The organism is Phycisphaera sp. (assembly GCA_025916675.1).
GTDB lineage: Bacteria > Planctomycetota > Phycisphaerae > Phycisphaerales > UBA1924 > JAHCJI01.
In genome coordinates this window covers 2,371,641-2,395,809 of record CP098402.1, presented here as the reverse complement: position 1 = coordinate 2,395,809, position 24,169 = coordinate 2,371,641, and the positions used below count along the sequence as shown (strand labels likewise).

General features: G+C 66.6%; 23 protein-coding genes. 14 read left to right on the top strand and 9 right to left on the bottom strand.

Going from position 1 to position 24,169, the window contains the following annotated elements:
- Positions 1 to 89: 89 nt before the first annotated feature.
- Together pdxA and NCW75_10270 are read left to right on the top strand one after the other, a co-directional pair.
- The gene (gene pdxA, locus NCW75_10275) at positions 90 to 1,106 is read left to right on the top strand and encodes a 4-hydroxythreonine-4-phosphate dehydrogenase PdxA (GenBank protein ID UYV11683.1); all 1,017 of its coding nucleotides are present in this window, start codon (positions 90 to 92) and stop codon (positions 1,104 to 1,106) included.
- A gap of 31 nt (positions 1,107 to 1,137) precedes the next feature.
- Complete coding sequence (locus tag NCW75_10270) at positions 1,138 to 2,556, top strand: MATE family efflux transporter (GenBank protein UYV11682.1); 1,419 nt, start codon at positions 1,138 to 1,140, stop codon at positions 2,554 to 2,556.
- Positions 2,557 to 2,687: 131 nt separating this feature from the next.
- Here NCW75_10270 and NCW75_10265 read toward each other — a convergent pair whose 3' ends face one another.
- Entirely contained in the window at positions 2,688 to 3,419 is a 732-nt protein-coding gene (locus NCW75_10265; GenBank protein ID UYV11681.1) for a hypothetical protein, read from the bottom strand.
- 185 nt (positions 3,420 to 3,604) lie between these two features.
- Here NCW75_10265 and NCW75_10260 point away from each other — a divergent pair, with 185 nt between their 5' ends.
- Entirely contained in the window at positions 3,605 to 4,543 is a 939-nt protein-coding gene (locus tag NCW75_10260; protein UYV11680.1) for a tetratricopeptide repeat protein, read from the top strand.
- A gap of 251 nt (positions 4,544 to 4,794) precedes the next feature.
- Here NCW75_10260 and NCW75_10255 read toward each other — a convergent pair whose 3' ends face one another.
- Positions 4,795 to 5,088 (bottom strand): (2Fe-2S)-binding protein, encoded by a 294-nt coding sequence (locus tag NCW75_10255; GenBank protein ID UYV11679.1) that lies wholly within the window; start codon positions 5,086 to 5,088, stop codon positions 4,795 to 4,797.
- Complete coding sequence (locus tag NCW75_10250; GenBank protein UYV11678.1) at positions 5,088 to 5,699, bottom strand: sulfur transferase domain-containing protein; 612 nt, start codon at positions 5,697 to 5,699, stop codon at positions 5,088 to 5,090. Before NCW75_10250 ends, NCW75_10255 begins: the two co-directional genes overlap by 1 nt.
- Positions 5,700 to 5,764: 65 nt before the next feature.
- Here NCW75_10250 and asnS point away from each other — a divergent pair, with 65 nt between their 5' ends.
- Positions 5,765 to 7,162: an asparagine--tRNA ligase gene (asnS, locus tag NCW75_10245; protein UYV11677.1), complete on the top strand. Its 1,398-nt coding sequence runs from the start codon at positions 5,765 to 5,767 to the stop codon at positions 7,160 to 7,162.
- On the opposite strand, the gene NCW75_10240 is transcribed toward asnS, so the two are convergent.
- Entirely contained in the window at positions 7,159 to 8,514 is a 1,356-nt protein-coding gene (locus NCW75_10240; GenBank protein ID UYV11676.1) for a bifunctional folylpolyglutamate synthase/dihydrofolate synthase, read from the bottom strand. The genes asnS and NCW75_10240 overlap by 4 nt on opposite strands.
- On the opposite strand from NCW75_10240, the gene NCW75_10235 reads away from it, so the two are divergent.
- The 3 genes from NCW75_10235 to NCW75_10225 all read left to right on the top strand — a co-directional run bounded on the left by NCW75_10235 (position 8,513) and on the right by NCW75_10225 (position 10,363).
- Positions 8,513 to 9,346: a TIGR00730 family Rossman fold protein gene (locus NCW75_10235; protein ID UYV11675.1), complete on the top strand. Its 834-nt coding sequence runs from the start codon at positions 8,513 to 8,515 to the stop codon at positions 9,344 to 9,346. The genes NCW75_10240 and NCW75_10235 overlap by 2 nt on opposite strands.
- Positions 9,347 to 9,497: 151 nt before the next feature.
- Positions 9,498 to 9,941 (top strand): integration host factor subunit beta, encoded by a 444-nt coding sequence (locus NCW75_10230; protein ID UYV11674.1) that lies wholly within the window; start codon positions 9,498 to 9,500, stop codon positions 9,939 to 9,941.
- A gap of 158 nt (positions 9,942 to 10,099) precedes the next feature.
- Positions 10,100 to 10,363, top strand: coding sequence for a ferredoxin family protein (locus NCW75_10225; protein UYV11673.1), 264 nt, complete (start codon positions 10,100 to 10,102; stop codon positions 10,361 to 10,363).
- A gap of 12 nt (positions 10,364 to 10,375) precedes the next feature.
- On the opposite strand, the gene NCW75_10220 is transcribed toward NCW75_10225, so the two are convergent.
- The 3 genes from NCW75_10220 to NCW75_10210 are packed head-to-tail and all read right to left on the bottom strand — an operon-like array spanning position 10,376 to position 11,826.
- A complete protein-coding gene (locus NCW75_10220; GenBank protein UYV11672.1) occupies positions 10,376 to 10,900 on the bottom strand; it encodes a DUF421 domain-containing protein in 525 nt (174 codons plus the stop codon).
- Positions 10,901 to 10,942: 42 nt separating this feature from the next.
- Entirely contained in the window at positions 10,943 to 11,509 is a 567-nt protein-coding gene (locus NCW75_10215) for a hypothetical protein (protein ID UYV11671.1), read from the bottom strand.
- A gap of 59 nt (positions 11,510 to 11,568) precedes the next feature.
- Positions 11,569 to 11,826: a hypothetical protein gene (locus NCW75_10210; GenBank protein UYV11670.1), complete on the bottom strand. Its 258-nt coding sequence runs from the start codon at positions 11,824 to 11,826 to the stop codon at positions 11,569 to 11,571.
- 243 nt (positions 11,827 to 12,069) lie between these two features.
- On the opposite strand from NCW75_10210, the gene NCW75_10205 reads away from it, so the two are divergent.
- From NCW75_10205 to NCW75_10195, 3 genes are read left to right on the top strand one after another with little or no spacing between them, the layout of a single operon-like run.
- Complete coding sequence (locus NCW75_10205; protein UYV11669.1) at positions 12,070 to 12,714, top strand: hypothetical protein; 645 nt, start codon at positions 12,070 to 12,072, stop codon at positions 12,712 to 12,714.
- Positions 12,714 to 12,968 (top strand): hypothetical protein, encoded by a 255-nt coding sequence (locus NCW75_10200; GenBank protein UYV11668.1) that lies wholly within the window; start codon positions 12,714 to 12,716, stop codon positions 12,966 to 12,968. Before NCW75_10205 ends, NCW75_10200 begins: the two co-directional genes overlap by 1 nt.
- Positions 12,965 to 13,435, top strand: coding sequence for an LEA type 2 family protein (locus NCW75_10195; protein ID UYV11667.1), 471 nt, complete (start codon positions 12,965 to 12,967; stop codon positions 13,433 to 13,435). Before NCW75_10200 ends, NCW75_10195 begins: the two co-directional genes overlap by 4 nt.
- A 6-nt stretch (positions 13,436 to 13,441) precedes the next feature.
- On the opposite strand, the gene glgP is transcribed toward NCW75_10195, so the two are convergent.
- Both glgP and NCW75_10185 read right to left on the bottom strand, forming a co-directional pair.
- Positions 13,442 to 15,304, bottom strand: coding sequence for an alpha-glucan family phosphorylase (glgP, locus tag NCW75_10190; protein UYV11666.1), 1,863 nt, complete (start codon positions 15,302 to 15,304; stop codon positions 13,442 to 13,444).
- Between the two features lie 61 nt (positions 15,305 to 15,365).
- Positions 15,366 to 17,243 carry a glycosyltransferase gene (locus tag NCW75_10185; protein UYV11665.1) on the bottom strand — a complete coding sequence of 626 codons (1,878 nt, stop codon included), beginning with the start codon at positions 17,241 to 17,243 and terminating at the stop codon, positions 15,366 to 15,368.
- 309 nt (positions 17,244 to 17,552) lie between these two features.
- Between NCW75_10185 and NCW75_10180 the strand changes: the two genes are divergently transcribed.
- The 4 genes from NCW75_10180 (at position 17,553) to NCW75_10165 (ending at position 24,155) form a co-directional block, all read left to right on the top strand.
- Complete coding sequence (locus NCW75_10180; GenBank protein ID UYV11664.1) at positions 17,553 to 17,996, top strand: DUF2934 domain-containing protein; 444 nt, start codon at positions 17,553 to 17,555, stop codon at positions 17,994 to 17,996.
- Between the two features lie 104 nt (positions 17,997 to 18,100).
- Entirely contained in the window at positions 18,101 to 20,062 is a 1,962-nt protein-coding gene (glgB, locus tag NCW75_10175) for a 1,4-alpha-glucan branching protein GlgB (protein UYV11663.1), read from the top strand.
- Entirely contained in the window at positions 20,059 to 21,744 is a 1,686-nt protein-coding gene (locus NCW75_10170; GenBank protein ID UYV11662.1) for a 4-alpha-glucanotransferase, read from the top strand. The genes glgB and NCW75_10170 overlap by 4 nt, the downstream gene beginning before the upstream one ends.
- On the top strand, positions 21,741 to 24,155 hold the full coding sequence (locus NCW75_10165) for a DUF3536 domain-containing protein (protein UYV11661.1): 2,415 nt from the start codon (positions 21,741 to 21,743) through the stop codon (positions 24,153 to 24,155). Before NCW75_10170 ends, NCW75_10165 begins: the two co-directional genes overlap by 4 nt.
- Positions 24,156 to 24,169 lie beyond the last annotated feature (14 nt).

Below are 24,169 nucleotides of genomic sequence, written 5' to 3'. Positions count from 1 at the left end.
CCGGCGGCCCGGTTGGCCCGGGTTTGGGATGAGTTTTGGTTCATGGTTTCCCGGCGATTGGGCTCGTTGGTCGGTCACTACCATCGCCGGTGACCACCAGCGATCCCGCCAACCTCCCATGCATCGCCGTTTCGATGGGCGACCCCGGCGGCATCGGGCCCGAGGTGCTGTGCGCGGCCGTGCGAGGTGGGGCGGCCGAGGGGGCGCGGGTCGTCATCTACGGCCCATCGCGGGCGCTCGGTCGGCACGAGTGGCCCGTGGTCCACGAATTGGCGGACATTGACCAGAGCGAGCCCGTGGTCGTGTGCCAGCTCGGTGACGACGACGGCCAGCCGTTCGATCACGACTCGACGCCCCGAGGTGGGGCCGTCAGCCACGCCCAGGTGCTGCACGCCATCGACGCGACCAGGCTGCCCGAGGGCCACCCGGCGAAGGCCCACGCCATCTGCACCGGCCCCATCAGCAAGGCGGCCTGGGTGGCGGCGGGGCACGGGCGGCACCTGGGCCACACAGAACTGCTGGCCGAGCGGCTGGAGGCCGGCCGCCACGCGATGGCGTTCGTGAGCCCGAACCTGCTCGTGGCGCTGGTGACGGCCCACATCCCGCTACGGGAGGTGGCCTCGGCCATCACGACCGAGCGCGTGGGCGAGGTCATCGAACTGGCCGCCGGGCTGTGCCGCGATCTGGGCATCGAGGATCCCAGGGTTGCTGTTGCGGGGGTGAACCCACACGCGGGCGAGGGCGGGGCTCTGGGTACCGAGGACGACGCGATCATCGCGCCCGCTGTCGAAGCGGCCCGGGCAAGCGGTATTGACGTTGCGGGGCCCTTGCCGGGCGACACGGTCTTCCGCGACGCCCGCCGGCCCGCCGGGAAATTCGACATCGTGGTGGCGATGTTCCACGATCAGGCCCTGGCACCGCTGAAATTGGTCGCCTTCGACAGCGCGGTGAACATAACCTTGGGGCTCGGCGTGCCCCGGACCAGCCCCGACCACGGGACCGCCTTCGGCATCGCCGGGCGGGGCGTGGCCGACGCGGGATCGATGGCCGCCGCCCTGGCGCTGGCCGCACGGCTCGCCGCCGCACGTTCGACCTCCCCCACGTAGCGGCGCTCGCGAGTGTCGTGGAAGCCCTCCCATGACCCTCCCCGGCGCTCCAGAAGAACAACGCCTGCTGCTCCGGCACCCGCTGCTGGACATGCTGTTCATCGCCGCGCCCAGCATCGTGCAGATGGTCAGCTACTCGGCGATGCAGTTCGTCGACATGCAGATGGTGACCCAGTGGGGCGACGACCCGGTATACGTCTCGGCCCAGGGCAACGGCGGCATGGCCGTGTGGATCCCGCTCTCGCTGATCTTCGGCATGTCGGGCGTGGTGTCGAGCTTCGTCTCGCAGAACCTGGGCGCGGGCTCGCCGCGCAAGGGTGCGCAGTATGTTTGGGCGCAGTGGTGGATCGCGCTGGCGACGGCGGTAGTGCTGCTACCGATGGTGTTCGCGCTCCCCCCGGTCTTCGCAAAGATGGGACACTCGCCCGAATTGGTTGATCTGGAAACGGGCTACGCCAACATCCTGATCTACGGCGCGATCCTGACGATGGGCGCGCGGACCGTCGCCCAGTACTTCTTTGGTATGCACAAGCCGCTGGTGCCGATGGCCGCGGCCCTGCTGGGCAACGTCGTGAACGTGCTGGCGAATTTTGTGCTGATCTTTGGGTTGCTGGGCTTCCCCGAGCTTGGATTGATGGGCGCGGCCCTGGGCACGGTCATCGGCAGCGCGGTCGAGATGCTCATCCCCGCGGCCATGTTCCTGATGCCGCACTGGGCGAAGAACTTCGACACCCGCACCGCGTGGAAGCCGGCCTCCAAGCCCATCAAGGAGATCCTGCGCGTCGGCACGCCCGCGGGCCTCATGATGGTCAACGAGATGGTCTGCTTCGGCTACCTCATGGTGGGGCTCGGCGGCCGCTTTGGCGAGGCCCAGCAGGCCGCAGGCTGGGTCGCGCTGCGGTACATGAGCCTGTCGTTCATGCCCACGGTGGGGCTGTCGATCGCCATCACCGCCATCGTCGGCCGGCTCATCGGCATGGGCCGGCTCGACCTGGCCGAGAAGCGGGCCTGGCTTGGCATGGGCCTGGGCATCGCGTACATGGGCACCTGCGCCACGTGCTTCATCGTGTTCCGCGAGCAGCTCATGGGCCTGTTCGTGACCGAGGACATGGACGCCGAGAGCGCCGCCGAACTCGTGCGCGTGGGCTCGATGATCCTGATCGCCGCGGCGGTGTTCCAGACGTTCGACGCCGTGGCGGTGACGATGACCGGCGCCCTGCGCGGGGCGGGCGACACGCTGGTGCCCAGCGTGCTGACGATCGTGCTGTCGTGGCTGCTCATCGTCGGCGGGGGGCACTTAGCTGTCGCGGTGAAGCCCGAGTGGGGTGCCGTTGGCCCCTGGATCTTCGCCTCGGCCTACATCGTGGTGCTGGGCGTGGCGTTGCTGGTGCGCTTCAAGCTGGGGGCGTGGAAGCGGATGAAGCTGTCGGGGGACGAGATCGAGGTGTGAGGGGCGGGGAAGGCATCAGGGATCCGGCACCAGGCATCAGGGAAGAGAAGAGGCCACGAAAAAGGGGAGAGCGCCCAACCGCTCTCCCCCTGATGCCTGATGCCTGATGCCCAGTGCCCGATGCCTTCTTCCTACTCACACCCCGCGTCGAACTCGTTCTGGAAGGCCAGGAAGTCGAACAGCGTGAGCACGCCGTCGCCGTCGAGGTCGGCCGCGAGGTCGCCGGCGGCGAAGGCGTTCTGGAAGGCGAGGAAGTCGAAGATGGAGAGCGAGCCGTCGCCGTCGAAGTCGGCGGGGCAGCCGCCGTTGACGCGGATGATGGTTGAGCCTTTCGTCACAGCCGGAGATTCGGCAAACACGCCACCGCTGCCGCCGAGACAGCCCGAAACGTGACGCAGCGAGATGGTTTCGAGCTCGAGGTTTCGTGGCGTGAGATCATCGATCGTGATCTGCACGTCCATGATGTGGAGCGGGTTGTCGAATAGGAAGATGCCGCCGCCGCCTTGGATGTACGCGAAATCTACGATGCGAACACCGTATGCTCGTGCCGGTCCACCCGAATCGCACGCGTCATTAAAACCGAAAGACGGCAGTGCACAATCCACGATTATCGCCGACGCGTAGTCGACCACGGGATGGCTCAACTGCATCTCGAACCAACCGCCGTACACGAGCGGTTCGCCCTCCGAGCAGCCGATGCCGGTCCATGAGTTGATTCGCACGATAGCGATGGGATCTGCCGCATCTGGGTGCCGGAGAACGTCGAGGATGTAGCTAGCCTCAAAGTCCTGGCCGGTCGCGAGATCCGCGATAGCGAGTATGCCCAGTGCCATGGTGCCAATGCGGCGGCGGTGTGGGATCATGCCGATGTGCCCTCCGCATTGCTCATATGGGCACTATGACCGATATCGGGTCGCAAGTCAAGGGCACTTGGGCTTCGTCCGCCGGGAGCGGTCGGGAATAGGGTCCATTACCCGGCGGGAGTCACCTCGGCCTAGAATCGTGATCCCGCAATCCCCTCGATTTGCCAAAGCCCGGAGGTCTCGCCTTGAGTTCCAGCTCGTCCCCTAGTGCGCTCGATATGGTCATTGGTTCTGGTGGAGACTCGGCCCTGGCCGGCCGGCTGCTCGGGGAGGCCCGCGAGCAGGCCGCCGCGGGCGATCGGCTGGATGCCATCGGCACGCTCCGAAAGGCCGTGCAGGCCGACGCGGGGCACGACGAGGCGGCCTTCCAGCTTGCCTACCACCTCGACCTGGCCGGCGAGGAGGACGAGGCTATCAGTCTCTACGAGCGGCTGTGCGACAAGACGCCCGCTCCGGTGAACGCCCTGCTGAACCTGGCCGTGCTGTACGAGGACCGCCAGGAGTACAACCGGGCCGAGCGGTGCCTGCGGCAGGTGCTCGATACCGACCCGAACCACCCCCGGGCCCGGCTTTACATGAAGGACGTGGTGGCCAGCCGCGACGAGGGCACCATCGAGGACTCCGAGAGCGACCACATCAAGCGTCGCCAGGAGATGGAGATGGCGGTCACCGACTTCGATCTGTCGGTGCGCACGCGGACGGCCCTGAAGCGGATGAACATCCGCACGCTGGGCGACCTGCTGCGGACGACCGAGGCCGAGCTGATGAGCTACAAGAACTTCGGGGACTCGAGCCTCGACGAGATCAAGAAGATGCTGTCTGGCAAGAACATGGCCCTGGGCCAGGGCGTCGACGATGGCCACCGCTCGGGCCGCCGGACCGCCCTCGACCGCTTCCGCGGCACCAGCCAGGAGGCCATGCTGAACAAGCCCGTGACGGATCTGGCCCTCAGCGTGCGTGCCCGCCGGGCGCTGCAATTGCTGAACATCCAGAGCCTGGGCGACCTGGTGAGCCACACCGAGGCCGAGCTGATGGGTGTGAAGAACTTCGGCGCCACTTCACTTACGGAGGTGAAGGAGCGGCTGGTCGAGATCGGTATGGGGCTTCGGACAATCGAAGAATAAGGGATTTTACTTATTATTGTCGCCTTGCAGCGGCAAGATTTGCGCGAAAACACAGGCTCACCCCACCTCAATCGGGTGTTGGGTGAGTTTTTTGTATGGAATGAGCAAAAAGGCCTTTACAAGACCCCGTGGTTTCGGTTAGTCTGCACTCGTTCCGGGCAAAGTTCCGGGATGCATTCCTCGCAACAGGCGACCCGGCGTCTCGTGGAGTCGGGTCGCCTTTTTTGCGCTCCTATGCCTTCAGGAATGTTCTACGACGACTCTCCGCCATCGGATGCGGTCTCATCCGGCCTTTCCCCGGTCTTCTGGTAGGATCGGCGGCCGCCGGCGTAGATCTCTGGGTCAACCCGTACTTCCATCGGCTCGCCGGCCTGGTGTTGGCGGTGGAGCTGTTTGAGCACCGGGACGCACCAGCCGCAGCCGGTGCCGGCCCCGAGGCACTCGCTGATAAGCGAGGCCACGGGCGGGTCTTCTCGCTTGACGTAGGCCCGGATCTTGCCCAGTGGGACGTGGAAGCACAAGCAGACGTTGTCGTCTGGGCCCATCACGGCTGGTCGGCTTCCGGCTCGGGCAGGGGCTCTCCCAGCGTGTAGTGGAGGCGATGCCCGAGCAAGCGTTCCATCACGGCTGGTCGGCCGCCGACCTCTTCCATCCGGAGCATCGCCTCGTTGAGGGGGATGCCTTCTTCCTCGACGAAGTAGGCGGCCCACAACATGCGGGCGCGGCCACCCGAAGCGCAGTGGATCATGATCGGCCCCTCGACGCCATCGATGGCATTGGTAAACGCATCGAGTTGGTCGGGCGTGTATCCGTTGTCGCCGCCCATCGGGATCGCGACGTAGGCCATGCCGCGGCTCTCGACCTCTTCGCGCGGGTCGAATTCGAGGCGATCGACCTCGGGCTGGGTGCGGAGGTTGACCACCAGCGTGGTGCCTGCCCGGGCTTGCCGCTCGTAGTCGCCCGGCATGGGCTGGCCGGCGATGCGCCAGCGGTCCCACTGGTGGACCTCGATGGGCTCGGGCTCGGCGGCGGCCATGCTGTCGGGCGTGGCGGCCGGTTCTTCGGTGGTGGCGCACCGTTGGCAGGCGCAGCCGCCGGTAGCAATCAGCCCGGCGATACCAAGGCACAGGACAACGGTCTTGCGTGGTTCGATCATGCGTAAGCGTACCATGCCCGCCCCGCTGGCGTTTCGTGGCGGCGGGACGTGAAAGGACGGCGGCGATGAGCTCGATGCGTGTGAAGGATGCCCTTCTGGCCGAGGTTGGGGCGGGCGTGACCCTCAAGGGCTGGGTGCGGACCCGGCGGGACTCGAAGGCGGGGCTGAGCTTCATCCAGTTGCACGACGGCTCGTGCTTCGACCCGATCCAGGTCGTCGCCAAGACCGACCTGCCGAACTATGAGAACGAGGTCCTGCACCTGACCACGGGGTGCGCGGTCGAGGTCGATGGCGAGCTGGTCGAGAGCCAGGGCAAGGGCCAGCGCGTGGAAGTGGTCGCGAAGGAAGTTCGGGTCGTTGGCATGGTCGACGACCCGGATACGTACCCGGCCAGTGCCAAGCGGCACAGCTTTGAGTACCTGCGTGAGGTGGCGCACCTGCGACCGCGCACCAACACGTTCGGCGCGATGGCGCGAGTTCGGCATCGCCTGGCGTACGCCGTGCATAGCTACCTCGAGCAGAACGGGTTCTATTGGATCCACACACCCATCATCACGACGAGCGACGCGGAGGGCGCGGGGCACCTCTTTCGCGTCAGCACGCTGGACGCGATGAACCCGCCGCTGACCGAGGACAAGCGGGGTGTGGACTGGACCGAAGACTTCTTCGGCAAGCAGGCGTTCCTGACGGTATCGGGGCAGCTGAACGTCGAGACGTACTGCTGTGCGCTCAGCCGGGTCTATACGTTCGGGCCGACGTTCCGGGCGGAGAACAGCAACACGAGTCGGCACCTGGCCGAGTTCTGGATGATCGAGCCCGAGATCGCGTTCGCCGACCTGAACGACAACGCGAAGCTGGCCGAGGGGTTGCTCAAGCACGTGTTCGACGACGTGCTGACGCACTGCGCCGACGATGCCAAGTTCTTCGACGAGCGCATCGAGAAGGGGCTGGTCGATCGGCTGAAGCACGTGATCGCGTCGCCCTTCCGGATGCTGCCCTACACCGAGGCTGTGGACATCCTGCAGAAGTGCGGCAAGAAGTTCGAGTTCCCCGTCGAGTGGGGCACCGACCTGCAGAGCGAGCACGAGCGGTACCTGACCGAAGAGAAGTTCAAGCAGCCGGTGGTAGTGGTGGACTATCCCAAGGACATCAAGGCGTTCTACATGCGGATGAACGATGATGGGAAGACAGTAGCCGCGATGGACGTGCTGGTGCCGGGCGTGGGCGAGCTGATCGGTGGCAGCCAGCGCGAGGAGCGGCTGGACGTGCTGGACAGTCGCATCGACGAGATGGGCCTGCCCAAGGACGAGTACGGCTGGTATCGCGATCTGCGCAAGTATGGCACCGTGCCGCACGCGGGCTTCGGGCTGGGCTTCGAGCGGCTGGTGATGTATTGCACGGGGCTGCAGAACATCCGCGATGCGATCCCCTTCCCGCGGGCGACGGGGCAGGCGACGTTCTAGACCATCGCCTTGGTGGCTCCGGCCAGCATGAACGAGCCGCAGGCGAGTACGAGACCCGTCGGGCCAGCCGTTGCGCGTGCGTGCTCCAGGGCATTGGCGGGGTCGGCCAGTGACTCGCACTCGGGCTTGTAAATCGACGCGAGTTCATCGGCCGGGCGCGAGCGTGGGCCGGCCTGGGTGAAGACGACGCTGGCGTTGGTCTCGGCCAATTGGTCGAGCATGCCGGCGGCGTCTTTGTCTCGTGCGCAGCCGAAGAGGATGACGAGGGGGCCGTCGTGCGCGGGTAGGGCAGCGAGGGTGGCGCGTAGGGACGCGGGTGTGTGGGCGCCGTCGATGATGACGGTCGGATTAGTTGCGATGGTCTCCATGCGGCCGTCGCGGGGCGTGCGTTGGAGGCCCTCGGCGATGGCGGCGTCGGTGAGATTTTCGCCCAGCAGCACGGCGCATGCGGCGACGGCGGCTGCGGTGTTGGCGGCCTGGTGGGCACCGGGCAGGGGGCTGCGGACATCGGTATAGCGTCGGTTGTTGGCGGTCACGCCGACAATGGCGTGGCCCGCGTCCAGGCGTTGGGTGAACGGCACGTCTTGGCCCAGCACGAGGAGCGGAGCGCCGGCTTGGGCCGCTTGGTCTCGGAAGGTGTCCAGCACTTCGGTGGGCTGGGGTACGCAGATGGCCGGCACCCCCGGCTTGAGGATGCCCGCCTTCTCGTGCGCGATCGCGGCCAATGTGTCGCCCAGGATGTCGGTGTGCTCGAGCTCGATCGACGCGAGCACGCAGGCGGCCGGTTGCACGATGTTGGTCGAGTCGAGGCGGCCGCCCAGGCCGACCTCAAACACGGCGGCGTCACAGCGGGCTTGGGCGAAGTGGTCGAAGGTGGCGGCGGTGATGGCCTCGAAGTATGTGGGCGAGCCGAAGCGGTCGATGACGTCCTGTGGCAGGTTGGCTTCGGCCTGGGACACACGCCAGAGCGCGGCGCCAAGGTCGGTGTCGCCGATCGGGCGGCGGTCGACGGCGATGCGCTCGTTGGGCGTGATGAGGTGTGGGCTGGTGAACGCGCCCGTGCGCAGGCCCGCCGAGCTGAGGATGCTGGCGGCCATCCGGGTGATGCTGCCCTTGCCCTTGCTGCCGGCCACGTGGATGGCCGGGACCGCCAGGTGCGGGTCGCCCAGGGCGGCCGAGAGGGCGCACATGCGGTCGAGCCTGAGGACGCGGGCGGCCAGGTCGCGGTTGGGCTGACGCTCGAAGTTAACCCTTGAGTTGAGCCAGGCCAGGGCGGCGTCGATGGACCAATCTTGGGGTGGTTTAGGGGGCGGAGCTTGCTTGTGGCCGTCGGGGGCCGATGATCCGGGCATGGCCGAGCATAGTGATGGACATCCTGGCGTGAAATTCGGTCCGTTCCCCGAGTCGCACCCCGACCGCGGGCACGACTCGTGGCGGGTGCTACGGATCATGAGCGAGTTCGTGGATGGGTTCGACACGCTCGAGCGGCTGCCGCCGGCGGTGACGGTGTTCGGGTCGGCCCGCACCAAGCCTGACGACCCGATGTACGAGGCGGCCCGGGAGATGGGACGGGCGCTGGCCGAGTCGGGACTGACGGTCATCACCGGGGGCGGGCCGGGCATCATGGAGGCGGCCAACCGCGGGGCCTACGAGGCGGGCGGGCGATCGGTGGGCATGAACATCGCGCTGCCGATGGAGCAGGCCCCCAACCCGTACCAGACCGACGAGTTGGATTTCGAGTACTTCTTTGTGCGGAAGGTCATGCTGGTGAAGTACGCCCGCGCGTTCGTGATCTTCCCGGGGGGCTTTGGCACGCTCGACGAGTTCTTCGAGGCGATGACGCTGATGCAGACGCTGAAGGTCAAGCCCTTCCCGCTGATCCTGTACGGATCGGAGTTCTGGGCCGAACCGGTGCGGTGGATTACCGAATCGATGTGTAACAAATTCCGAACGGTCTCGGAGAGCGACCTTTCCCTGTTTCACTTAGTGGACGGGATCGGTCAGGCTATGGACTTTGTAAAGCAAGCGATCGAGGGAACATACGAGACGGCGTTGCCCGACGTTGTCGGCACGGCGGCGCGGGAAACCGGCGAGGGAACCCGCCGTGGCGTGCATCCCAGGCGGGGTTCTCCACCATCCGAGGGAACTGCATCAAAAACTCCTCGCCATTTCGAAGCAGACTGAGTTGATTCTTGATCGGAAATCTGGGATACTGCCCGTCCGGGGCGCTCGTATCTCTTGCGAGAGCCCCGACTAGGCTCTTATCGGCCGAGACTTTCGTGGGGATCGGCCACTCATTGCCCCATCGCGGGTCGACACCCATCCAGGAGTCGCCATGGCTTCCACCGGCAATGCGAGTATCCAGAACGACAAGAACGTGACCAAGAAGCACCTGGTCGACCAGATCACGCGGCGGACGAGCCTCTCACGGCATGACGTGCAGGCCGTGGTCCAGGGCGTGTTCGACGAGGTGATCGACGCGGTCGGTCAGGGCAAGCGGATCGAGATTCGTGATTTTGGTGTGTTCGAGGTGAAGTCTCGGGCCGCCCGGACCGCCCAGAACCCGAAAACACTCGAGCCCGTGCCCGTGCCGCCCAAGCTGGCGGTGCGGTTCAAGCCCGGCCGGCTTATGAAGGCGGCTCTCGAGATCGAAGCCGCCCCCGTACCGATTTCCTCGGTCGAGCCGTCGCTCAATGGGCACGCCCATGCCGGGGACGAGTCACCGATGGTCGAGGTGCCCGCTCGCGAGCGCGTGCCGGCGGGCGTGGGTCGCGGCTGATCTGGCTCTCGTGACGGCTTCGGGATTCCTCCTGGCCGGACCTTGCCGCGGGTGACGCGGGCGGGGTGGCTTGTATAATCGCGCTCGATCGAACTACTTGCCGGGCTATGGGCGAAGGAGTCTCGCCGCCGGCCCGTTCTTGATTCTGGAGCCTTGCCATGCCGCACATCATCGCCGAGCCCTGCATCGGTACGAAGGACACCTCGTGCGTCGAGGTGTGCCCGGTGGATTGCATCCATCCGGGCAAGGACGAGGGCGACTTCGAGAACGCCACGCAGCTCTACATCGATCCCGACACGTGCATCGACTGCGGGCTGTGCGTGGACGAGTGCCCGGTGCAGGCGATCTTCCCCGAGGAGGACCTGCCCGAGCAGTGGAACAAGTACGTCGAGCTGAATCTGGATTTCTACAAGGACAAGTAGGCCAGGGCCGCGTCAAGCGGTGGGTGCCCCAACAACGCCATCGAGACTGGACTTACCTTTTTGTTCACCCTGCGGTAAGACCGTGAACGTGCCATCTGTTTCCAGAACCACGGCGTGGGCGTTCTGCATGCCCTGGAGGCCGGCCCCGCGTAACGCCATGTGGACTTCATCGGGAGTGACGCGGGCACGCTTAAGAGCGTCGTCGAGGAGCTCGCCGTTGTAGAGCAGGAGCAGGGGCTCACCGGTGATGGCCCTACGGACCCACCGCGCACGAACGCTGATCCATGTTACGAGAAACTGCAGCCCCACCAGAGTGCCCACCGCGACGGTCCCCTCGGCGAGCGTGACTTCCTTGCTCAGCAGGATGGAAGCGAGGGTCGATCCAAGGGCGATGGTGACGATGAAGTCGAACGCGTTCATCTTCGAGAGCGTTCGCAATCCCGACAGCCGCAGATAAGTCACGATCATCACGTAGGCAAGGATGCCAAGGATCAAGGTACGGACGATGCCTTCCCATCCGTCGAAAAAGATGTGCATTTTGCGTCTCCCTCCCCGCATGGTACGGAGGGGAGAACCAAATCATGCGACCTTGTCGTCTTTTCTGAAGGCCGCGCGGGCGGCGGCGTGGCGTTGGAGTTGCTTGTCGGTGCGCACGTTGTGGGGCGCTTGCGGCGGCTCTGTCCAGTCCTCGGCCCGGCCCAGGTCGACCGCGGCGTTCTGCACCTTGCGATAGCCCAGCAGGCGGATGATCTCGAGCACGTCGCTCCAGGCGGGGAAGGTGACCTGGTTGCCCTTCTTGAAGGCGTCGATGGCCATCAGGAACATGAACTGCTCCTGGGTCATCTCGCCCTCTTCGGCGGCACGGTGGGCGTCGCTCAGGCGGCGGCCGCGGCCGCGGCGGCGTTCGAAGCCGGTGGGTGCCACGTCGCCTCCGGGCATGTCCCGGCGGTCGAGGCCCAGACGGCGGTCGACGACCTCGGCGCGGCGGGGCTCGGGCGGGGGTGGTGAGTCGTCGCCGTCGATTTCTTCGGTGCCGGCAAGCGGAGCGATGGCCTCGTCGAGCGAGGCGGTCTCGGCCTCGTCGAGTTCGTATTCATCGACTTCGGGCCGGGCGGGCTTGGGGTCTTGGTTTTGCTTGCGTGGCATGGCCGGCGTGCTCCTGGCCGCCGGCAAGCCGCGCTGAGGGTGCGGGCGGGCCTTGGGCCTTAGAGGTCTTCGTCTTCCTCATCGGCATCGCTGTCGTCGTCGGCCACATCATCATCGTCGTCGTCGTCGAGGAAGTCGGCGTCGTAGTCCTCATCTTCCTCCTCATCGTCGTCGTAGTCGAGATCCTCAAACTCGTCATCATCGTCATCGTCGTAGGCGACAACGTCCGAGTTGCCGCGCCACGAGGGGGCACCCTCGGTGGCCCGGCCGGGCAGGGCCCAGATAACTTCGTCGGTGTTCAGTGTGAGCGTGGGCATTGTCTTCTCGTCCGCGTCGGTGGGGGGCACTGGTTCCCACCGGATGTCCAAAACGGGCCGTTTCACCGGTTGCTCTGCGAGGCTCGGTGCCGGATGGCCCCGTCCGTTGGGGTGTGCCGGCGCGCTCGGGGAGCGCCGCAAGGCTACACCCCTTGCGGGCCGTGTCAACCGGGCTCCGCAAGACCCGGCGGCGGCCACCGGGGGGTGGGCACTTCGGGGGGCCCTGGGGCTACCATCGGCCGCATGTCCGACGCGCCCGCAAGCCCACAGGCCGCTCCATCCGCCGATGCCACCAAGGCGGGCGATTCCCGGTTCGTGCCGGGAGCCGAGCGATTCCATCCGGTGGCCGGTGTGGCGGGGCTCGTTCTGCCGGGCCTGGGTCATGTGCTGCTGGGACAGCCAAGGCGTGCGGTCGCCATCGCGATTGGCGTGCTGGGGCTGTTCTTCGGCGGGCTGCTGCTGGGCGGCATCGATACCGTGGACAGCCGCGAGGACCGCCTGTGGTTCTACGTCCACGCCTTCGTGGGGCCGCTGGCCTTCGGGGCCGACTGGGTGAACCAGAACCGATTCAAGGCCTGGTCGATGGACCCCAACACGGCCGGTCGGCTCGAGCCGACGTTCCGCTCGGCGTATCCCGGCGAGGTGCGCGTGGCGTCGGATCAGGGCGATGGGATGCCCCATCCGCAGCTCGTGCAGACGCCCCAGTGGGGCGACGCGAACCTGTACCAGGGCACCGCGGGTGCCGGCAAGTCGGTCGGCAAGGTGAACGAGGTGGCGCTGCTGATGTGCGCTCTGGCGGGCATGCTCAATCTGGTGGCCGTGCTCGATGCGCTGTTCAACCGCCGCTTACCCGAGTCCGAGTTGTACGGCTCGGGAGGCGCCTCGTGATGGTGCAGATGCTCGCCTGGCGGCCGTTGATCGACCCCATCGACGCTCATGCGTGGTGGTTCATGCTGCTGCTGCCCATCGCGTTGCTGGTGAGCCTGGCGTGGAAGGCCGTGCGTGTGGATGACATCAAGCGGTTACCGCGGCCGGTGATCGTGATGACGGTGCAGGTGATCCTGGCGATGCTGGGGCTTGGGCTGGCGGCGTTCGTGGGGCTCGTCGTGGTGCTGCCCATCCTGATGGATGTCGCGCGATGACTGCCCGGCCGGTGTCCCTGCTGCTGGTGCTCCTGAGCGGGCTTTTGCTGTGCGGCTGCGTGACTCGGCCCACGGCCGGCGTCGAGGCGGGCGCGGCCACGCAAGCGACCGACGAGGCCATCGTTCTGACGTTCACCGTCGTCGCCAGGAACCGGGGCGAGACCGAGTTGCCGCTGCGGATGGTCGACTACAAGCTCGTGGTCGATGGCAAGCGGGTGTTCCGCGGTCGACGCAGCGCCGAGGCCACGCTGTCGCGTCAAGACGAGCAGCGGATCGAATTACCCGTGCCCGTCAAGTGGGAAGATCTGCCCGAGGGTGAGTCGAGCTATCGCCTGAGCGGCGAGTTCGCCTACACGCTGCCGGGCATCTTCTGGCAGGCGATGTTCGACGCGGGGCTCTATCGGCCCGGCGCGGATTTCGAGCTCGAGGGCACGCTCGATCCGGCGGTGCTGCGCGGCGGCGGCTAAGCGAACTTAGACGAAGTACAGGCCGCTGACGTACTCGCGCACCATGCGCTGTGTGGTGAAGTGGGCGCCGTTGAGCGCGATGGTGTTGGCCATGATGCGGGCCCACTGGGAGCGGTCCTCGTACGCGGGCAGGATCTGGTTTTCGAGCTTGTTGTAGATGTCTTCGGCGTGCTGCTTGTCCTGCGTGTTGGTGGTGGGGGCCTTGCGCTTCCGAGTGGGCGCGAAGTCGTCCTTGCCGATGGCCCAGCCGGTGAGGCCCTCGACGCAGCCCTCGATCCACCAGCCGTCGAGCGTGCTCAGGCTGGGCACGCCGTTGATGGCGGCCTTCATGCCGCTGGTGCCGCTGGCCTCAAGCGGGGGGCGCGGGGTGTTGAGCCAGATGTCGCTGCCGGCGGTCATCAGGCCGCACAGGTCCATGTTGTAGCCGGGCAGGTAGACCACGCGGGCGTGCTTGAGGCGCTTGGCCTTGCGCAGGGTGTCGACGATCATGGCCTGGCCGGGCTCGTCCTTGGGGTGGGCCTTGCCGGCCAGCACGATCTGCATGCCGCCGTGCTTCTCGGCGATCGCGTCGAGGGTCTTGGGGGTGCGCAGCAAGAGGGTGAGCCGCTTGTAGGCCGTGGCGCGTCGGGCGAAGCCGATGGTGAAGGTCTCGACGTCGAAGCCGGCGTCGGTGAGCTCGTTGACGCGGTCGATCAGGGCGACCTTGGCGCGCAGGTGGGCCTTGAGCAGGGACTTGGGATCGAAGTCGAGGGCGAAACGAAGCTCGGAGTTATCCTGGCGCCAGGCGGGGATCTCTTTGTCGAAGAGCTTGGCCATATCGCCGCAGACCCAGGTGCGGGCGTGGATGCCGTTGGTGACCGACTGGATGTCGTCGCGGCCGAACATCTTGCGTGACACCTCGGCGTGGCGGCGGGCGACGGCGTTGATGCGGCCGCTGCCCCAGAAGCCGGTCAGGGTCATGTTGAGCGTGCCCTCCGGGGGCGGGGGCGGTTCGGCCACGGCGGTGCCGCCGTAGCGGCGGCTGGCTTGCTGGCCGACGGCCTGGGTCGCCTGCGGAGCGGCCGTTGGATTGGCGTCCATCGGCGCCTCGTGCATCGCGCCCTCGGGTTCGGCGTGCAGCAGCGCGAAGATCTCGGGGTCGAGGATCTGGTGGACCATCTCCATCGGGAAGCGGTCGTGGCCGGCGGGCACGGGCGTGTGCGTGGTGAAGACGCACTTTTCCTTGACCTCGGCCAGCACGGTGGGGTCGGTGGGCTTGCGATGGGTGTGTCGTGCGATGTGGCGGGTCAGCTCGGGCACCAGGAGGCTGGCGTGGCCCTCGTTCATGTGGTAGATCTTGAGATTCGAGCAGCTCAGCGCCTGGAGCATCCGCACGCCGCCGATGCCCAGGATGGCCTCCTGACGCAGGCGCAGCTCGTCGTCGCCGCCGTAGAGGCGGTTGGTGATCTTGCGGTGGTCGACCTTGTTCTGGGGCAGGTCGGTGTCGAGGAAGATGACCGGTGTCTGGTAGTCGTCGTTGACGTTCTTGAGTGTGGTTTTCCACGCGCCCACGCGCACGGTCCGGCCGTCGAGTTTGACGCTGATCTCGGTGGGCAGCCGCTGGAGTTGCTTCTCGGGCTGCCACTTGATGGGCTCGTCGTGCTGGGTGCCGTCCTTGTCGAGGGTCTGCTTGAAGTAGCCGCCGCGGTGCAGCAGGCTGACGGCCACGACCGGCACGTGCAGGTTGGTGGCCGAGCGGATGGTGTCTCCGGCCAGCACGCCCAGGCCGCCCGAGAACGTCGGGAGCCGGTCGCTTAGGGCGATCTCCATCGTGAAGTAGGCCACGCGGGGATCGATGCCCAGATGCTGGTTGTAGCTGGTCGGCGACATGCGGTGATTCCTTCCGATAATCGAGGCTCGGGCGTCTGGGAGAGCCGGTTGCCGGGCTCGCTTATTCCACTTCGGCAGGTTGGGGCCCGCGGTGCAGCGCAAGATCGTGGGCCTGGGCATACGCCTCGCCCATCTCCATCCAGTCGAAGAGCCAGGACCGCTGCTCGGCGGCGTTGCGGACGCGGATGCGCTCGCGCTGGGTGAGCTGGCAGTACTCGAGCATCCGCTGGGCCAGGGCCTCGACGGCCTGGTCGGCGGTCTTGTGCTTTCGGTGCAGCACCCACGGGGCCCAGCCGGCGGGCTGGGCGTGGCGTTCGGTCACGAAGTCGCCGAAGCCCGACATGTCGGTGGTGATGGCCGGTACGCCCTGGGCGAGGCATTCCAGGGGCGTGTAACCCCAGGGCTCGTACGTGCTGGGGAAGACGCCCAGGTGGCAGCCGCGCACGAACTGGTCGTACTCCATGCCCCACAGCGGGTTGGTCGGGCTGATGAACTGGGGGTGGTACACGATCTTGACGCGGTCCTCGGGATCGTTGCGAAGGCCGGCGACGGCGATCTCGCTGAGGATCTCGTCGCGCGGGTCGCCTTCGAGCGTGTGGGTGATGACGCTGGGCCAGCCCCGCGTGCGGAAGGCCGCCTGCGTGCGCTTGAGGCGGAGCATCCAGTACTCCTCGGTCATCGCGTCGAGGGAGACGCGGCCCTCGCTGGCGGCGGTGCGGAAGAGCCGCTCACGCAGGTCGTCGGCGATGTGCTCGCAGGTGTCCTCGAGTTCGTCGAGCACGGCGCGGTTCTGGAGCACGACCGGGTCGATGGAACGCACGTCGCGACGCGTGATGATGAACGAGACCACCGTGTGGGGGTTGTTGGTCTCCTTGAGGAGTTCGTTGAGGCGCGCATTGGCGCGGATGAACAGGTCGAAGCCCTTGTTCCGCGGCTCGTATCGGCCGCTGGTGAAGAAGTAGAGCGTCTGGTCGAGTTCGATGGGCCGGGTGGGGAAGAAGTGGCCCATCGTGAAGTGGTGGACCTTGTCCTTGAACACCGCGTGCAGGGTCTGGAACTCGTGGCCCACGCTCAGGCGGCCGATGTCCAGCCCGTTGGGCAGGATGGCGTCGGGCTTACGGCCCAGCAGGTGCTCGCACTCCACGCCCGTGAGCGGGCTGATGGTGGTCATCACGTCGCAGTCGCGGGCGGCCAGGCACTCATAGTCGTGGCGGGCGCGGATGCCGAAGCGGTCGGCCTCGGCGCCCGGGTCGAGCCCTTCGACGGTGTCGGGCGGGTTGTCGCTGCTGGCCAGATACCGCCCCAGCAGGGTGGCATGGGTCGTAAAGACGGTGGAGATGGGCTGTTCTTCGCGCTTCATGAGCGGGATGGCCAGACCGCCCATCCACTCGTGGAAGTGGGCCATGACGCGGCGGGTGTGCCGGCGGGCGGGGCGCTGGTCCCGCCAGGCGGTGTCGACGGCGCGCATGAAGTGCCTCGTGACGTCGGCGAAGGCGATCACGCCGTCGACCATCTCGTCGCCGGTGGGCGAGCCCACGCGCTCGTGCTGCCAGAGGTAGAACTTCTCGCTGTTGATGCGCTCCTGGGGCAGGTCGATGTCGAGCAGGACCACGCGGGGGCGCCCCGGTACCAGCCAGCGCCCGGTGTGGCAGGTGATGCCGATCTCGTCGAGGGCGGCCACGGCTCGGGCCAGCCAGCCGGTGGGCCGGCGGGGTTCCATCTCAAGGGCGGCCTGATCGGCGACGTACGGCCCGAGCATGAGGTAGCGGTCGTCCCAGTGGTCGACCATGGTGGCCGCCTTGGAGCGGAGCACCTGGTAGATGCCGCCGATGGGGTTGCAGACCTCGAAGCCGGACTCGATGAGCAGCACGCCGGGCGAGCCCCGGCCGCCGGGCAGGGTCGGGCGTTCGAGGTCGTTGTCTGTCCTGATGGGGACCACGTCGCTCTCCGTGCGAGGCATCACCTTGCCCGTGCGCAATCTATGCGCGTCGCGGGTGGCTGGGCGTTTCTTGGGCTCCGTGCCGGGGGAGGAGCGTCACAGCACTATCGGCCCATGCGCGGGGTGGCCTGAGTGAGAATGGCCCTGGAGGGTCAAGGGCGATCGGCTGTTCGCAACTTGCTCGTCAGGGTTTGATGAAGTTTCGGATCCAGGGGGACCAAAGTCGGTTCTTTCGCTTGTCGATGAATCGAGAGAACGTACGATTGTGGGCAGAGGCGGCCTTTTCCTTGGCTGCCATGGAGGTGGGCCGTGATCGGCTCCAACAGCACAGCGCTCCGCCAGCACGCCTACTCGGTGTTCACCGCATCGAGGCGTGAGCGCGAGACCCGCAGCGACGTCCCCGAATCGGTCCTCAACCACATGGCCGCGAACCCGCCCCAGCGGGTGCCCACGAGCACGATGCCAGGCCGGGCCGACCGCGCCGCAGAGGCCAAACCGGCCGGGCTCGAGCGCGCCGCGATGGCGGCGCGAACCGGGGTGCTCCACACGGTGGCACGCGTGAGCAAGACGCCGGCACCTTCGACTGAGGCCTACGCCGATCTGCCCCAGCCCGGTACCGGCGAGCCCACGCAGGACGAGATCCGCCGGCGGGCCCACGAGATCTACGAGGCCCGCCATGGCGCTTGGGGAGACCCGGTGGCCGACTGGCTGCGGGCCGAGGCCGAGCTGCGCCGCGAGCGCGGGCTGGCCTGAGAGGGCTCGAATGGGGAGTCCCCTGCTCCGAATCGGTTGGACGGGAGCGGGTTTTCGGTCGATCTGGACTCTACGGGTGTGCCTACCCCTCGGAGAGCCCAGACGTGACCAACCATCTCCTGATGATGCCTCCTAACGCCCAGCAGGCCTTTGGCCAGCCCCAGAACCAGGACGCCGGCTGGATTTCGGCCGACGACCAGTACTGGTTCAACGAGGGCACCCATGCGCACCTCTATGAGAAGCTCGGGGCCCATCCGCTGCCAGGCGGGCAGGGCGTGCGGTTTGGTGTGTGGGCACCCAACGCCCGGGCCGTGTCGGTGGTGGGGGATTGGAACTACTGGTCTCCCGGTGCCGACACGCTGACGCCGGTAGGCCGCAGCGGGCTCTGGGTGGGCATAGCCGCCAACGCGCGCGAGGGGGCGCACTATAAGTACGTCATCGACTCGCACGCCGGCGGGCGGCGGCTGGAGAAGACCGACCCGTTCGGCTATCTCCAGGAGCAACCACCGCGCACGGCGTCGATCGTGCATGGCCTGGACTACCAGTGGAACGATGAGGACTGGATGCAGAGTCGCGGCGAGCGGCACCGCGTCGACAAGCCCATGAGCATCTACGAGCTGCACCTGGGCTCGTGGCGGCGCGTGCCCGAGGACGGCAACCGCAGCCTGAACTACCGGGAGCTTGCGCCGGTGCTGGCCGAGTATTGCAACCGGCTCGGGTTCACGCATGTTGAACTCATGCCGGTGATGGAGCACCCGCTGTACAAGAGCTGGGGCTACCAGACCGTGGGCTACTTCGCCCCAACGAGCCGGTACGGATCGCCGCAGGATTTCATGTTCCTCGTCGACACGCTGCACCAGGCGGGCATCGGCGTAATCCTGGATTGGGTGCCCAGCCATTTCCCAGGCGACGAGCACGGGCTGGCGCTCTTTGATGGCACGCACCTGTTCGAGCACGCCGACCCGCGCGAGGGCTTCCATCCCGATTGGAAGTCGATGATCTTCAACTACGGGCGGCACGAGGTCCGCAGCTTCCTGATCTCCAGCGCGATGTTCTGGCTCGACAAGTACCACGTCGACGGCATTCGCGTCGATGCGGTGGCGTCGATGCTGTACCGCGATTACTCGCGCGAGGAGGGCGAGTGGGTGCCCAACCAGTTTGGCGGGCGTGAGAACCTGGAGGCGATTAGCTTCCTGAGGCAGCTTAACTCGACCCTGTACGGCGCGTTCCCCGATATCGTGACGTTCGCCGAGGAATCGACAGCGTGGCCCGGCGTGTCCCGCCCCGCGCACCTGGGTGGGCTCGGGTTCGGGTACAAGTGGGACATGGGCTGGATGCACGACACGCTGCGGTACCTGGGGCACGAGCCGATCCACCGCAAGTACCACCACAACGAGATCAGCTTCCGGGCTGTGTACCAGTTCAGCGAGAACTACGTCATGCCGCTGAGCCACGACGAGGTGGTGCACGGCAAGGGCTCGCTGCTCGGGCGCATGCCGGGCGACGAGTGGCAGCGTCTGGCAAACCTGCGATTGCTGTACGGGTTGCAATGGACCCAGCCGGGCAAGAAGCTGCTGTTCATGGGTGGCGAGCTGGCGCAGGTACCCGAGTGGGACCACGACAGCAGCGTGGAGTGGCACCTGGAAGGCGTGCCCCAGCACGCGAGCATCGCGGCGCTGGTTGGTTCGCTCAACGAGTTGTACAAGTCTCAGCCCGCGCTGCACGAGCGCGATTGCGACTCGCGCGGGTTCGAGTGGGTTGATTGCACGGACTCGGAGGACACGGTCATCGCCTATCTGCGTCGGGGCAAGACGCCCCACGACACGGTGCTGGTGGTGGCGAACTTCACGCCGGTGGTGCGCGACGGGTATCGGCTTGGCGTGCCGATGGGGGGCACGTGGCAAGAGGTGCTGAACACCGACGCCGAGTGCTTCGGTGGTTCGGGCGTGGGCAATCTTGGTAGCGTGCAAGCCGAAGAAACAGCTTCGCACGGCCGGCCGTTCAGTGTTGGCCTGACGCTGCCGCCGCTATCGGTGCTCGTGCTTCGGTGCGAGCCGCAGGAATGAGCGTGCGGGAGCCCGACTCTCGAAACCCGGCGCTGCTGCGCCTTGCGCAGGCGCACGGTGTTCTGACCGAGCACGAGAACGGCATGGGTGTGTGGTGCTTGCCGAGCGAGGCGGCGCTGACGGCGGTGTTGCGAGCGTTGGGTGTGGATATCGAAGAGCCCGCCGATGCCGAACGCATCGAGAGTTTGACCCCAGGCCAGCCGGTCAAGACCTTCTGGCGTGATGATGAGCGCAAGCTGGGCGTGTTCGGACCGTTGTATGCGGTGCGATCGGGACGCGGTGGTGGGGTTGGTGATCTCGAAGACCTGGCCAGATTGTGCGAGTGGGCCGGCGGGCTGGGCGCTTCGCTGGTAAGCACGCTGCCGCTGCTCGCCGGCCGGTACGCAACGCCGATCGATGGCTGCCCGTACGCGCCGGTGAGCCGGAGTGTGTTTAGCGAGTTGTTCCTTGATCTCACCTCGGCGATGATCGACGGCGAGCGGGCCGAGGCCGAGCGGCTCGGTCAGGCGTCGCTGATTGATTACGAGGCGAGTTGGAATCTCAAGCGGTGTGTATTGGAGCGAGAGGCGGCGAACGCCGATGCGGCGGCCGTCGAGGCGTTTCTTAGTCGCGATCCGTTGATCGCCCAATACGCCAAATGGCGTGCACTCGAGAGTGGCGATCCGTCGAAGGAGCGGCTGTATGGGTACGCCCAGATGCTTCTGCACCAGCAACTGTCGAGCGTGCGGAATCGTGCCGAAGCGGCTGGGTGCGGGTTGTATCTGGACTTGCCGGTTGGTGTTGTCGCCAGCGGCTTCGACGTGCATCGCCAACCCGATCTGTATGCCAAGGGCGTGGCCGTGGGGGCGCCGCCGGATGCCTACTTCCCCGAGGGCCAGGTGTGGGGCTTCCCGCCCATGATCCCAGAGCGGGTCCGGCTGGGCGGGCATGTGGAATTGGCCGAGGCGACGCGGCGGCACCTTCGATATGCGAGCACGCTCCGGCTCGACCACGTCATGGGGCTGTGGCGGTTGTACTGGATCCCCGAGGGCCACGGCGCGGACGATGGCGTGTACGTGCGTTACGACGCCGGCGGCGCGCTCGACGTGCTGGCCGATCTCTCGCACGAGCACCAAGCGACCTTTATCGGCGAGAACCTGGGCACCGTGCCGCCCGAGGTGGACGCGGCGATGATCGAGCGCAAGCTCATGGGCATGACGGCCGCCCAGTACGACGGCGGTGATCAGGCCATGGCACCGGGTGCGGCCAAGCACGAACTGCTGGCCGCGGCGAACACGCACGACATGCCGACTTTCGCGGGGTATCTCGAAGGGCGGGACATCGACCTGCGACGGGCGTTGCGGTTGCTGGATAAGTCGTCGGCCAAGTACGACGCGCGCCTGCGTGAGGCCGCGGTGGAGCGATTGCACGAGACACTGGGCGTGCGTGGCGAGGGCGAGCTCTTTGATGCGCTGATGAATCGATTGTGTGGGTCGCCCGCTCCGGTTGTCATGCTCGCGCTCGAGGACTTGTGGGGTGAAGCCGAGCCGCAGAACATCCCCGGTGTCAGCGAGGGCTACCCGTGCTGGCGTCGGCCGATGCGCGTGACGCTTGAAGAGCTGCTGGCCGACGATAGCATCGCCACCCGCGTGCGGGCGTGGGCGGGGCGAGTTGCCGAACGATCGGGGGCCGGCGTTTCATGAGTCGCTACGTGTGCATCCACGGCCACTTCTATCAGCCGCCGCGCGAGAACCCCTGGCTCGAAGCGGTGGAGGTGCAGGACTCGGCGTACCCCTATCACGATTGGAACGAGCGGATCACGGCCGAGTGCTACCAGCCCAACGGGCAGGCACGCATCCTCGACGAGCAGGGCTGGATCGAGCGGATCAACAACAACTACGCGCACATCAGTTTCAACTTCGGGCCCACGCTGCTGTCATGGATGCAGGAGCACGCGCCCGAGGCGTACGAGGCGATCCTGGAGGCCGACCGGCGGAGCCTGGAGCTGAACGCCGGGCATGGGTCGGCCATTGCCCAGGCGTACAATCACGTGATCATGCCGCTGGCCAGCGAGCGCGACCGGCGGACGCAGGTGCTGTGGGGGATTCGTGACTTCGAGCACCGGTTCGGCCGCCGGCCCGAGGGCATGTGGCTGCCCGAGACCGCGGCCAATCGCGACACGCTGGACGAGCTGGCCAGGCAGCGCATCGCGTACACGATTCTCGCACCCCGGCAGGCGATGCGGTACCGCAAAATCGGGACCGACCAGTGGATCGACGCCACGCAGCACGGCATCGATCCCCGGCGGTCGTACCTGGTTCGCCTCGAAGACGGGCGGAGCATCGCGGTGTTCTTCTACGACGGCCCGCTGTCGCAGGCGGTCGCGTTCGAGCGGCTGCTTGGCAACGGCGAACACTTCGCCCGCCGGCTCTTGGGCGGCATCGATCCACAGCGCCAGGAGCCGCAACTGGTGCATATCGCCACCGATGGCGAGAGCTACGGGCATCATCACCCGTACGGCGACATGGCGTTGTCGTACGCCGTCCGCCACATCGCCGATGGCAACGAGGCCACGCTGGTCAACTATGGCCGCTATCTGGAGTTGCACCCTCCCCAGTGGGAGGCGGAGATCATCGACAACTCGTCGTGGAGCTGCGTGCATGGTGTGGGGCGATGGAAGGAAGACTGCGGGTGCCATTCGGGCGGGCATCCGAACTGGAACCAGGGCTGGCGCAAGCCCCTCCGCGACGCGCTCGATTGGCTGCGTGACCTGATGGCCGAGCGGTTCGAGCGCGAGGCCAGCACGCTGCTGATCGATCCCTGGGCGGCGCGCGATGAGTACATCCAGGTCATCCTCGATCGTTCACGCGAGCGGGCTGTCGAGTTCATCGAACATCACGTGGGGCCGCACGACGGTCCGGTCGACTATACCCGCATCCTCCGATTGCTCGAACTGCAGCGCAACGCGATGCTCATGTATACCAGCTGCGGCTGGTTCTTCGACGAGCTGACGGGCATCGAGACGGTGCAGATCCTGCAGTATGCCGGCCGGGTGATCCAGATCGCCGAGGGGTTATTCGAGGAATCGTTCGAGGAAGAGTTCCTGAATCGACTCGGCAAGGCCCGGAGCAACCTGCCCGAGCACGGCGACGGGCGGCAGGTCTATATGAACATGGTGCGGCCGGCCAAGGTCGACCTGCTCAAGATGGCCGAGCACTACGCGGTGATCTCGCTGTTCGAGGATACCGACGACAAGAGCGAGGTGTATTGCTATACCGTTCGCAGCGAGGAACGGCACGAGCTGACCGCGGGACGCACGCGGCTGCGCGTGGGCCGGGCGACGCTGACGAGCAAGATCAGCCTCAATAGCCAGCGCGTGACGTACGCGGTGCTGCACCTGGCCGACCACATCATCACTGGCGGTGCTGGGCTTGATGTCAGCGAAGAGGCGTTGGCGGCGTTCTTGAAGGAGTCGCGCCAGGCCTTCGACATGGCCCAGTACGGCAAGCTGCTGCGGCTGATCGAACGGGATTTCGGCGCGTCTACGTTTTCGCTCGCGTCGCTGTTCAAGGACGAACAGCGGATGGTGGCCGAGCAGGTGCTCGAGGGCGCGCTCGATAGTGCCGAGGCGACGTATCGGCGGATGTACGACGACCAGGCGCCGCTGCTGCACTTCCTGCATGCGCTGAAGATTCCTTCACCCAGAGCGCTGTACTTCCCGGTCGAACTGGTGCTGAACGCCGACCTGGTGCGAGCGTTGCGAGACGAGCACCCGGACGTGGCCCAGGCCGCGCAGATTCTGGAGCGGGCCGAGCAGGCGGGCGTGGACCTCGACCGCTCGACGCTTTCCTATGTGGCCGAGTCGGCCATTGCCCGGCTGAGCGAACGGCTGTCGGCCGACCCGGCGGACCTCGAAGCCCTGCGGGCGATCGGCGCCTTGGTGGAGATGGTCCGGGTGGCGCCCTTCGAGGTGCGGCTCGACGTCGCCCAGAACGCGGTGTACCGGGTGCTCCAGGATCGGGATCGCGTGGCCGTCTCGGACAGCGTGGCCGACCCGCAGGGTTGGCAAAGCGCGGTGGGCCGGGTTGCCGAGCTCTTGCGAGTCCGTTCGTAACCTGTTCCTAAAGA